Annotated in this window: 10 protein-coding genes and 1 pseudogene; 5 read left to right on the top strand and 6 right to left on the bottom strand. The window is 72.9% G+C overall.

Annotated features, from left to right (window positions below):
• On the bottom strand, window positions 1-536 hold a 536-nt coding region (locus tag F2B26_RS11305; protein WP_201292712.1), incomplete at its 3' end, for a 3-methyl-2-oxobutanoate hydroxymethyltransferase.
• Between the two features lie 140 nt (window positions 537-676).
• Between F2B26_RS11305 and glnA (F2B26_RS11300) the strand changes: the two genes are divergently transcribed.
• Entirely contained in the window at window positions 677-2014 is a 1338-nt protein-coding gene (glnA, locus tag F2B26_RS11300; protein ID WP_159809391.1) for a type I glutamate--ammonia ligase, read from the top strand.
• The gene (locus tag F2B26_RS11295) at window positions 2011-5055 is read left to right on the top strand and encodes a bifunctional [glutamine synthetase] adenylyltransferase/[glutamine synthetase]-adenylyl-L-tyrosine phosphorylase (protein ID WP_438939194.1); all 3045 of its coding nucleotides are present in this window, start codon (window positions 2011-2013) and stop codon (window positions 5053-5055) included. The genes glnA (F2B26_RS11300) and F2B26_RS11295 overlap by 4 nt, the downstream gene beginning before the upstream one ends.
• Window positions 5056-5245: 190 nt before the next feature.
• On the opposite strand, the gene glnA (F2B26_RS11290) is transcribed toward F2B26_RS11295, so the two are convergent.
• A complete protein-coding gene (gene glnA / locus F2B26_RS11290; RefSeq protein ID WP_159809389.1) occupies window positions 5246-6667 on the bottom strand; it encodes a type I glutamate--ammonia ligase in 1422 nt (473 codons plus the stop codon).
• A gap of 206 nt (window positions 6668-6873) precedes the next feature.
• Between glnA (F2B26_RS11290) and F2B26_RS11285 the strand changes: the two genes are divergently transcribed.
• Window positions 6874-7260, top strand: a complete 387-nt coding sequence (locus F2B26_RS11285; RefSeq protein WP_159809387.1) for an RDD family protein — start codon at window positions 6874-6876, stop codon at window positions 7258-7260.
• Between the two features lie 15 nt (window positions 7261-7275).
• Here the strand turns inward: F2B26_RS11285 and F2B26_RS11280 are convergent, their stop codons facing one another.
• Together F2B26_RS11280 and lipA are read right to left on the bottom strand one after the other, a co-directional pair.
• Window positions 7276-8004: a DUF4191 domain-containing protein gene (locus tag F2B26_RS11280; RefSeq protein WP_159809385.1), complete on the bottom strand. Its 729-nt coding sequence runs from the start codon at window positions 8002-8004 to the stop codon at window positions 7276-7278.
• Between the two features lie 11 nt (window positions 8005-8015).
• Complete coding sequence (gene lipA, locus F2B26_RS11275; protein ID WP_438939195.1) at window positions 8016-8993, bottom strand: lipoyl synthase; 978 nt, start codon at window positions 8991-8993, stop codon at window positions 8016-8018.
• A 162-nt stretch (window positions 8994-9155) separates the two neighbouring features.
• Between lipA and F2B26_RS11270 the strand changes: the two genes are divergently transcribed.
• Complete coding sequence (locus F2B26_RS11270) at window positions 9156-9641, top strand: flavodoxin domain-containing protein (protein ID WP_159809383.1); 486 nt, start codon at window positions 9156-9158, stop codon at window positions 9639-9641.
• Here the strand turns inward: F2B26_RS11270 and lipB are convergent.
• Both lipB and F2B26_RS11260 read right to left on the bottom strand, forming a co-directional pair.
• A complete protein-coding gene (gene lipB / locus F2B26_RS11265) occupies window positions 9602-10312 on the bottom strand; it encodes a lipoyl(octanoyl) transferase LipB (RefSeq protein WP_159809381.1) in 711 nt (236 codons plus the stop codon). The two genes, F2B26_RS11270 and lipB, sit on opposite strands and share 40 nt — an antisense overlap.
• Window positions 10309-10839 (bottom strand): MarR family winged helix-turn-helix transcriptional regulator, encoded by a 531-nt coding sequence (locus F2B26_RS11260; protein ID WP_159809379.1) that lies wholly within the window; start codon window positions 10837-10839, stop codon window positions 10309-10311. Before F2B26_RS11260 ends, lipB begins: the two co-directional genes overlap by 4 nt.
• Before the next feature lie 53 nt (window positions 10840-10892).
• Here F2B26_RS11260 and F2B26_RS11255 point away from each other — a divergent pair.
• Window positions 10893-11183 (top strand): annotated as a pseudogene (locus F2B26_RS11255) (MMPL family transporter); the annotation flags it as partial.

The following is an 11183-nucleotide window of genomic DNA, read 5'->3' as shown; positions in this document are numbered from 1 at the left end:
GCCTCGGCGAGGGCCACCGCATCGGCCCGCAGCCGGTCCCCGCCCGAGGCGCCGCGCCCCTGCACGTGCGGGCCGCCGAGCGCGTGCTCGGACTGCGGGGTGTAGCCCAGGTGCCCGACCACGGGGATGCCGGCGTCGGTGAGCGCACGCACCTGCGGGCACACCCGCTTGCCGCCCTCCAGCTTGACCGCCTGGACGCCGGTCTCCTTCATCAATCGGACCCCGGTGGCCAGGGCCTGCTCGGGCCCGGCCTCGTAGGAGCCGAACGGCAGGTCGACGACGACGAGGGCCCGTCGGGCCGCACCGGCCACCGCGCGCGCCGCGACCACGAGCTCGTCGACGGTGACCGGCAGCGTCGTGTCGTAGCCGTGCATCGTGTTGCCGATGGAGTCGCCCACGAGCAGCATGTCGATGCCGGCGGCGTCGAAGATCCGGGCCGTCATCGCGTCGTAGGCCGTGAGCATGGTGAGCCGTTCACCGGCCGCCTTCGCCTGCTGCAGGTGGTGCACGCGCACCCGGCGCGCCGTCTGGTCCATCACAGATCCCTCCACTGGCCGGCTGTCTCCACCGGCCGGCGGTGGGGCACGGCCTGACCGGTCGCCCTTGATCGACATCGAGCCTAGACCCGGCCCCGACGGGCGGTACCCAACCCCCGGCGATCAGGCAGGATAGGGGCATGGACAGGCAGCAGGACTTCGTGCTCCGCACGGTCGAGGAGCGGGACATCCGCTTCATCAGGCTCTGGTTCACCGATGTGCTCGGCATCCTCAAGTCGGTGGCCATCGCACCGGCCGAGCTGGAGTCCGCCTTCAGCGAGGGCATCGGCTTCGACGGCTCCGCGATCGAGGGCCTGACACGGGTCTACGAGGCGGACATGATCGCCAAACCGGACCCCACCACGTTCCAGGTGCTGCCGTGGCGCGGCGAGCGGCACGGCGCGGCCCGCATGTTCTGCGACCTGCTCACCCCAGACGGCGAACCGTCGCTGGCCGACTCGCGCCAGGTGCTGCGTCGGGCGCTGGAGAAGGCGTCGGCGCAGGGCTTCACCTTCTACACGCACCCCGAGGTGGAGTTCTACCTCTTCGAGGCGCCGGCCGACCCGACCCGCACCCTCGTGCCGGTCGACCAGGGCGGCTACTTCGACCACGTCCCGCGTGGCACGGCGCACGACTTCCGCCGGGCCGCCATCACGATGCTCGAGTCGATGGGCATCTCGGTGGAGTTCTCGCACCACGAGGCAGGTCCCGGCCAGAACGAGATCGACCTGCGCTACGCCGACGCGCTCACCACCGCCGACAACATCATGACGTTCCGCACGGTGGTCAAGGAGGTCGCGCTCGAGCAGGGCGTGTTCGCCTCGTTCATGCCCAAGCCGCTGGCCGACCAGCCCGGTTCGGGCATGCACACGCACCTGTCGCTCTTCGCAGGGGACCACAACGCGTTCCACGAGCCGGGGGCGCCGCTGGAGCTGTCCAAGGTCGGCCGGTCCTTCATCGCCGGTCTGCTGCGGCACTCCGCCGAGATCACCGCCGTGACCAACCAGTTCGTCAACTCCTACAAGCGACTGTGGGGCGGCGCCGAGGCGCCGGCCTACATCTGCTGGGGGCACAACAACCGGTCCGCGCTGGTCCGCGTCCCGATGTACAAGCCCGGCAAGGGGAACTCGAGCCGCGTGGAGTACCGCGCGCTCGACTCGTCGGCGAACCCGTACCTGGCGTTCGCGGTCATGCTTGCCGCCGGTCTCAAGGGCATCGAGCAGGGCTACGAGCTGCCCGAGGGCGCCGAGGACGACGTGTGGGAGCTCACCGACGCCGAGCGCCGCTCGCTCGGGATCGAGCCGCTGCCGACCTCGTTGGACGAGGCGATCAAGCTCATGCAGTCCTCCGAGCTGGTGGCCGAGACCCTCGGTGAGCACGTGTTCGACTACTTCCTGCGCAACAAGAGCCAGGAGTGGCTGGAGTACCGCGCCCAGGTCACCCCGTTCGAGCTGGCCCGGTTCCTGCCGTCGCTGTGACCGGCCTGCCGTTCGGGTCAGGTCGCGAGCCGTCGCTGTCCCTGCGCCTGACCCGCGCCGGTGTCCGGGACACCGCGCGCGGTGAGCGGCTGCTCGCCTCGCCCGCACTCGCCGGGGTGCTGCCCGACGTGGCCCAGGTGCTCCCCGAGCACCTGGGCGACACGGCGGACCCGGACCTGGCGCTGCTCGGACTGGTCGCGCTCGCCGAGGCCGTCGCGGGTGACGCGGCACTGTCCGGCGCCCTGGCCGGTGCCCTGGCTGACGACCCGGCGGCCCGGGCTCGGCTGCTCGCGGTGCTCGGTGCCTCCTCCGCCCTGGGCAACGTGCTGGCCGCTCACCCCCAGGCGTTGCCGGTCGTGCTCGACCCGCAGCCCGCCACGGGGGTGCCGGTCGAGCAGGTGCGGGCCGAGCTGTTGCGCGCTGTGCACGCCGATCCGGACAGCCCCGTCCCGGTGGCCGGCCTCGTCGGTGCCGCGGGCACCGATGCGATGCGCCTGGCCTACCGCACCCGGCTGCTACGCATCGCCGCGAACGACCTCACGAGTGTCGAGCCGCTCACCCGGATGCCGGCGACGGCCGCCGCCCTGGCCGATCTTGCGGCGGCCGCGCTCGAGGCCTCGCTCGCCCTGGCCCGGGCCGACCTGCCCGACCACGGTGCCCAGGTGCGGCTCGCGGTCATCGGGATGGGCAAGACCGGCGGACGTGAGCTCAACTACGTCTCGGACGTCGACGTCATCTATGTCGCCGAGCCGGTCGAGGGCGCCCCGGAGGACGAGGCGCTCGCGATGGGTGCCCGGCTCGCGGCGGGGCTTGCACGGGCCTGCTCGACGGCGTCGGGGGAGCCCGCGCTGTGGCCGGTGGACGCCGCGCTGCGGCCCGAGGGCAAGAACGGGCCGCTGGTGCGCACGTTGGCGAGCCACCGGGCCTACTACGAGCGCTGGGCGAGCACGTGGGAGTTCCAGGCCCTGCTCAAGGCCCGTCCGCTGGCCGGCGACGTCGAGCTCGGACGCGCCTACGTCGCGATGGTCCAGCCGATGGTGTGGTCGGCCGTGGGCCGGGAGAACTTCGTCGAGGACGCCCAGGCCATGCGGCGCCGGGTGGAGGAGAACGTCCCGCGGGCCGAGGCCGACCGGCAGATCAAGCTCGGGGTCGGCGGGCTGCGGGACGTCGAGTTCACCGTCCAGCTGCTGCAGCTGGTGCACGGACGCGCGGACGAGTCGATCCGCTCGGGCAACACGCTCACGGCCCTCGCGGCGCTGGCCGCCGGCGGGTACGTCGGACGCGACCACGCCGCCCAGCTGGCGGTCTGCTACCGGTTCCTGCGCGTGGTGGAGCACCGGGTGCAGCTCATGCGGATGCAGCGCACCCACCTCATGCCGACCACCGAGCCGGAGCTCACCCGACTGGCGCGGTCGGTCGGGATGCGCATCGAGGGTGCGCAGGGGCTGAGCGATCGGTGGCGCCAGGTGCGTCGGGACGTCCGCCGCCTGCACGAGGAGCTCTTCTACCGTCCGCTGCTGCCCGCCACGGCCCAGCTGTCCGCCGACGAGGCCCGGTTGGCCCCGCAGGCCGCGCAGGCCCGTCTGGCCGCGATCGGCTACCGCGACCCCGCGGGTGCGCTGCGGCACATCGGTGCGCTCACCGAGGGCGTGTCCCGGCGGGCGGCCATCCAGCGTCAGCTGCTGCCGGTGATGCTCGGCTGGTTCGCCGACGGTGCCGACCCGGACGGCGGTCTGCTCGCCTTCCGTCGGCTGTCCGACGAGCTCGGCGCCACGCACTGGTACCTCAAGCTGCTGCGCGACTCCGGTACGGCGGGCCGCCGGCTGGCGCAGGCGTTGTCGACCTCGCGGTACGTCGCCGACGCCCTGGCCCGGTCACCGGAGTCGGTGCGCTGGCTGGACGACGACGCCGACCTGGAGCCGCGCACGTTCGCGCGGCTCATGGGGGAGGCCGACGCGATCCTCACCCGGGCGGACGAGCCCGTCCCGGCCGCCACCGCGCTGCGTGCGCTGCGCCGCCGCGAGCTGGCTCGCACGGCCGCCGCCGACGTGCTCGGGGTGGTCACCGGGACGAGGGCGTCGCAGTCCCTCACGGTGGCCGCCGACGTGGTGCTCGCCGGTGCGCTGCGGATCGCGCGGTTCGAGGCCCGCCGGCAGCTCGACCTGGCGCAGGACCCGACGTCGATGCTGGTCGTGGCGATGGGCCGGCTCGGCGGCGGTGAGGTGGGCTACTCCTCGGACGCCGACGTGCTGTTCGTGCGCGGACGTGCCGACGACGAGGAGCTGGCCCAGGAGTGGGCGATGGCCACGGCGACCCGGCTGCGGGCGCTGCTCGGCGACGTCGGGAACGAACCGGCCCTGGCCGTGGACGCCGACCTGCGTCCCGAGGGGCGCAACGGACCGCTGGTGCGGTCGTTGGACGCGTACGCCGAGTACTACGGGCGCTGGTCGTCCCCGTGGGAGGCGCAGGCGCTGCTGCGTGCCCGGCCGGTCGCCGGCGACGCGGAGCTGGGGGAGCGGTTCGTCGAGCTGATCGACCCGGTGCGCTACCCGGCGGGGGGTCTGGACCTGGCGGGGGTGCGCGAGATCCGGCGGATCAAGGCACGGGTCGAGGCCGAGCGGCTGCCGCGCGGGGTCGACCCGGCCCGTCACCTCAAGCTGGGTCGTGGTGGCATCGCCGACGTCGAGTGGACCGCCCAGCTGCTCGCGCTGCAGCACGCGGCCGACGTGCCGGGGTTGCGTACCACCTCGACGCTGGCGGCCCTGGGCGCGGCGGCGCAGGCCGGGCTGCTCTCGGCGGAGGACGCGCAGGCGCTCACCGCAGCCTGGGAGCTGGCCTCCCGGGTGCGGGACGGCAACGTGCTGTGGTCGGGACGTCTCGACGGGGCGCACGCCGATCTGCTGCCGCACGACCGCCGGACGCTGGCGGGTGTCGCCCGGGTGCTCGGGTACGCGCCGGGGGCCGGAGGCCAGCTCGAGGAGGAGTACCTGCGCACGGCCCGCCGGGCACGTGCCGTGGTGGAGCGCGTCTTCTACGGCTGAGCCGGCTGCGCCGGGCCCTGAGGCGAGTGCGCCAGGTTCCGCGCCGACCTCATCTGGCGGCGCGGGCGCGGTCCTCCTGACGGCATCGGGTCGCGCGCCAGAGACAACGGTGCCCCCGGCCTCCGAAGAGGCCGGGGGCACCGGTCGTGTGGGTCACGGGCGCTCGGGAGCAGCCGCGAGCCCGCGAGGATCACACGTCGTAGTAGAGCTCGAACTCGTGCGGGTGCGGGCGCAGCCGCAGCGGGTCGACCTCGGCCGAGCGCTTGTAGTCGATCCAGGTCGAGATGAGGTCCGGCGTGAACACGTTGCCGGCGGTCAGCCAGTCGTGGTCGGCCTCGAGGTTGTCCAGGACCTCGGACAGCGAGCCCGGCACCTGCTGGATCTGCGCGTGCTCCTCGGGGGGCAGCTCGTACAGGTCCTTGTCGACCGGCTCCGGCGGCTCGATCCGGTTCTGGATGCCGTCCAGGCCCGCCATGAGCATGGCGGCGAAGGCCAGGTACGGGTTGCTCGACGGGTCGGGCACGCGGAACTCGATGCGCTTGGCCTTCGGGTTCGAACCGGTGACCGGGATGCGGATGCACGCGGAGCGGTTGCGGGCCGAGTAGACCAGGTTGACCGGAGCCTCGAAGCCGGGCACCAGGCGGTGGTAGGAGTTCACCGTCGGGTTGGTGAAGGCCAGCAGCGCCGGGGCGTGCTTGAGCAGACCGCCGATGTACCAGCGGGCCAGGTCGGACAGACCGCCGTAGCCCTTCTCGTCGAAGAACAGCGGCTTGCCGTCCTTCCACAGGGACTGGTGCACGTGCATGCCCGAGCCGTTGTCACCGAACAGCGGCTTCGGCATGAAGGTCGCGGTGCGGCCGGCGGCGTGCGCCACGTTCTTCACCACGTACTTGAACAGCTGCACCTTGTCGGCCGACTTGGCCAGGGTGTCGAAGCGGTAGTTGATCTCCGCCTGGCCGGCGGTGCCGACCTCGTGGTGCGCGCGCTCGACCTCGAGGCCGAGGTCGTCGAGCATCGAGGAGATCTCGTCGCGCAGGTCGGCGAAGTGGTCGACCGGCGGGACGGGGAAGTAGCCGCCCTTGTACGGGGTCTTGTGACCCAGGTTCGGGCCCTCCTCGCGGCCGGTGTTCCAGGCGGCCTCGATGGAGTCGATGTAGTAGAACGCCGCGTCCTGGCGGGTCTGGAACCGCACGTCGTCGAAGATGTAGAACTCCGCCTCGGGGGCGAAGAAGGCGGTGTCGGCGATCCCGGTCGACTTCAGGTAGGCCTCGGCCTTGGCGGCCACCTGGCGCGGGTCGCGGCTGTAGGGCTCGTCGGTGTAGGGGTCGACGATGTGGAACGAGATGTTGAGCGTCTTCGCCGTGCGGAACGGGTCGATGTACGCCGTGGTGACGTCGGGGATGAGCTTCATGTCCGACTCGTGGATGGCCTGGAACCCACGGATGGACGAGCCGTCGAACATCTGGCCGTTGACGAAGAAGTCCTCGTCGACGGACGCGGCCGGCACGTTGAAGTGCTGCATCACGCCGGGCAGGTCACAGAAGCGGACGTCGATGAACTTGACGTCCTCGCTCTTGATGAAGGCCAGGACTTCCTCTGGCTTTGTGAACATCCGCTGCTCCTCGGTCGAAGGTGCCCGCAGCCTACGGGCGACCCGAGGTTACGAGCGGGGCGTTTCTCTGCCGTGCACGGTGTGTTTCCGGGCGGTTACGGGCAGCGTCCCGATGTAACGATGGCACGTCCGCGGGCCGGGCCGACGAGCTGCCCGCCTGCTGGCGCACCCGCAGCCGACCAGGTCACGGCGGCTACCGTGGCCCGATGACCTCGCAGACCTCCCGGCCCGCGGTGGCACCGCTCGGACGCCGGTTCCTCGCCCTGGCGGTCGACTGGGTCGCCTGCCTGGCGATCTCGGCCGCCATCGCCCCGACCAGCGGCGGGCTGTGGTTCACGCGCGGAGACCCGACCGTCACCCTGGCGGTGTTCGCGGTCGAGAACGTGCTGCTCGTCGGGCTGGCCGGCAACACACTGGGGCACCGGCTGGCCGGGGTGCAGGTGCGCTCCGAGCGCACCGGCGCCGTGCCCGGGCTGCTCGCCGCGGCGGCGCGCACCGCGTTGCTGTGCCTGGTGATCCCCGCGGTGGTGTGGACGGGCGACGGACGTGGCCTGCACGACGTCGTGGCGCGCACGGTCATCGTGCGGCGCTGACCGCGGAGCTGTCGGTCAGCGGCCGCGCAGCCCCTTGTGGTCGGGACGCACCCGCATCGGGTCGACTCCCTTGGGCACCGGCAGCCGGACCCCGCCGAGGGCGGTGAGGCGCTTGTCGACCTCGGCCACCTCCTGCTTGGTGAGGGTCGGGCGCAGCTTCTGCACGGCACGGGTGAGCTTGCGCAGCGGCACCTGGCCCTCGTCGTTGCCCATCTGCATGACGATGATGGGCGCACCGCCGACGACACGTGCGGTCCGCTTGCGCTCGGCCTCGAGCAGACGGCCGACGCGGTGCGCCGGGCCCTCGCCGATGAGCAGCACGCCGGGTCGGCCGACGCCCCGGAACACCAGGTCGCGGGTGCGCGGGTCGACGGCCACCGGCTCCTGGGTGAAGGCCCAGCCGCGGCGGATGGTCGACAGCGCGGAGAAGGTCGCCCCCTCCTGGCCCTCGATCTGGGTGTAGGCGGCCACCTCGACCCGGCGCGACAGGTAGAACATCGCGAGGATGAGACCGAACGGCAGCCCGAGCACCGCCCAGTACCAGACGTTGTGGAAGACGAACGCGCCCAGCAGCGCGAACACGGCGATGGTGACGACCACGATCCCGCCGAGGATCCACCCCGTGCGGGGGTCGAACCGCTGGGTCATGAGGTACGCCTGCCACAGCTGGTGGTACCAGCGCACCTTCTTGGGCTTGCGGGCCTTCGGCTCGGCGTCGGAGGGGGTCGCTGACTGGCGTGCCATGAGGCGCGAGTCTACCTGCGGGCGAGCAGCGCCGACGCCTCCTGGCGGGCCGAGCCGCCCTGCGCCAGATGGGCCAGGTTCGCCGGCAGCGCGCGCCCCTGGCGCTCCATCGCGCGGGCCCACAGCCGGCCGGCGCGGTACGACGAGCGCACGAGCGGTCCGGCCATCACGGCGGCGAAGCCGAGGGCGTCGGCGTGCGCGGCCAGGTCCACGAACTCCTGCGGGTGCACCCAGCGCGCCACCGGGTGGTGGCGCACCGACGGGCGCAGGTACTGGGTGAGCGTGACGATGTCGCAGCCGGCGGCGTGCAGGTCGGCGAGCGCGTCGGCGGCCTCCTGGGTCGTCTCGCCCATCCCGAGGATGAGGTTGGACTTGGTGACCAGACCGGCGTCGCGGGCGGCGGTGAGGACCCCCAGCGAGCGCTCGTAGCGGAACGCGGGACGCACCTGGGAGAAGATGCGCGGCACCGTCTCGAGGTTGTGCGCCAGGACCTCGGGGGCCGAGTCGAACACCTCGGCGAGCAGCTCGGGGGTGCCGCGGAAGTCCGGGATGAGCAGCTCGACCCCGGCGCCCGGGTTCTGGGCGTGGATCTCACGCACCGTCTGGGCGTACAGCCACGCGCCGCCGTCGGGCAGGTCGTCACGGGCCACCCCGGTGACCGTCGCGTAGCGCAGGCCCATCGTGGTCACGGAGGACGCCACCTTGGTCGGCTCCTCGCGGTCGAGCGCGGCGGGCCGTCCGGTGTCGATCTGGCAGAAGTCGCAGCGCCGGGTGCACTGGTCGCCGCCGATGAGGAAGGTCGCCTCGCGGTCCTCCCAGCACTCGAAGATGTTGGGGCAGCCGGCCTCCTCGCACACCGTGTGCAGGCCCTGGCCTGCGACGAGGTCGTGCAGCTGTGCGTACTGCGGGCCGATCGTCGCGCGGGTGCGGATCCACTCCGGTTTGCGCTCGATCGGTGTCTGGGCGTTGCGCGCCTCGATGCGCAGCATGCGTCGGCCCTGCGCCTCGACTCCCACGGTTTCGACTCCCACGCGCGCAGCCTAACCGGCCTCGGGTGAGGACCTAGGGCCCTGGCCCACCGGGGCGCGCTCCGCGACTCTGGCCAGACCTCCGGCCGCGTGGGCGCGACCGTCAGCGGAAGGGGCACCGCCATGCAGGTTCTGGTCGCCGTCTCGTCGAGGCATGGTGGGACCCGGGAGCTCGGTGACCAGGTGGCGCAGGCGCTGGCGGCCCGTGGGCACGAGGTCGACCAGATCGAGCCCGACGACGTGGAGCACGTGCACCGGTACGACGCGGTGGTGCTCGGCACGTCGGTGTACGTCGGACGCGCCGGGCTCGACCTCAAGGACCTCGTGGAGCGGCAGGGCGCGTTGCTGCGCGACCGGCCGGTGTGGCTGTTCTGGTCGGGGCCTGCGACCGACGAGCCGGCACGGGTCGGCACCCCCGAGGACGTCGAGCAGGTCGCCCGCGAGGTGCGGGCCACCGCGACCCGGGTGTTCGGGGGCAGGGTGCAGCCCGAGGCGCTGTCGATCACCGAACGGTCGCTCGTCGCGCTCGTCCCGGTGGAGCCGGGCGACCACCGCGACCTGTCGGCCGCCTACGCCTGGGGCGAGGAGATCGCCTCGGCGCTGACCTGATCCGCCGCGGTCGCCGGGGCGGCCAGCAGCGCGGTGAGGGCGCGTTCGAGGTGCGTCCGGACGAGCGGGTCGACCTCGCCGATCGACACCGGGCGTCCCAGCTCGAGCGACAGGCTCGTGACGTCGGCGTCGTCGATGCCGCACGGCACGATCCGGTCGAACGCGGTCAGGTCCGGGCACACGTTGAGCGCGAACCCGTGCATGGTCACCCCGCGGGCGACCCGCACCCCGATCGCGGCCACCTTGCGCTCGCGCCGGCGGGTGGTCGGGTCCGCGGGGAACCAGACGCCGGACCGGCCCTCGACGCGCGTCGCGTGCAGCCCCAGCTGTGCGCACACGTCGATGAGCGCCTGCTCGAGCGCGCGCACGTATCCGACGACGTCGACCGGTGCGGCCAGCCGCACGATCGGGTAGCCGACGAGCTGGCCCGGGCCGTGCCACGTGATCCGCCCGCCCCGGTCGACCTCGACCACGGGCGTGCCGTCGGTCGGTCGGTCGCTGCGGGCCGTGCGGCGACCGGCCGTGTAGACGTCGGCGTGCTCGACGAGCAGCACGGTGTCCTGCCGGGTCCCGTCGGCGACGGCGGCGTGCACCTCGCGCTGCAGCGCCCAGGTCGGCTCGTAGGGCGACAGGGTCGTCTCCAGGCCCAGGTCGACGTAGTGCAGGCTCATCCGGGCTCCTTCGTGGGCGGCGCATCGGGCGGGTGCTCCTCGTCCTGGCGGACGAGCAGCAGGAGCAGCTCACGCAGCTGACCGGCCTGCTCCGAGGTGAGCGACCGGGTCACGATGTCGTCCGCGCGTCGTGGGTCGGCGGCCTGCAGCGCGGCGATGCGTCCCTCGCCGGTGATGGTCACGTCGATCCGCCGGCGGTCGCCGGGGTGCGAGGCGCGGGTCACCAGACCGGTGCGCTCGAGCCGTCCGATCGTTCGGCTCATCGTCTGCTCGGTGACGCCGATGCGGTCAGCGAGCGACCGCTGGGAGAGGGGGCCACCGAGCAGGTGCAGCAGCACCGGAAGGCTCGCATGGTTGAGGTCCCAGCCGGCCAGGTGCGCGTTCCAGGCGCGTTCGACCCGCCGGGCGGCGACCGAGAGCATGCGGCCCGTGGTCCAGTCGGACGGGTCGGTGGAGGTGGGGTCGGTGCCGGGGCGTGGCGGTCCCGGACGGGTCGGAGGGGCGTGCGCGACCAGCTCGTCGGACATGGGGCTCCTCTCCCGGGTTGCCGTGGGTCCGTCGGGACCGCACAATCCTCAGCATGCTGAGCGATTCTCCGCCGCGATGGCTCCGACCGCTGCCCGTCATCCTCGCACTGCTGGCCTGGCTCGTGATCGGTGGGGTCGGGGGTGCCGCGCAGGGCAAGCTCTCGACCGTCCAGAAGAACGACGCGGCGCTCTTCCTGCCGTCGAGCGCCGAGTCGACACGCGCCGCGGAGCTGTCCGGGGCGTTCGACCCCGACACCACGCTGCCGGCGCTCGTCGTGCTCCGGCCGGCGGACGGCGGGCAGGTCACCCCGGCGCAGACCGCCGCCGTGCGGAAGGCCGCCGCC

It is taken from the genome of Cellulomonas citrea (assembly GCF_009829685.1).
Lineage (GTDB): Bacteria > Actinomycetota > Actinomycetes > Actinomycetales > Cellulomonadaceae > Cellulomonas > Cellulomonas citrea.
This window is presented reverse-complemented; position numbering and strand designations above follow the sequence as displayed.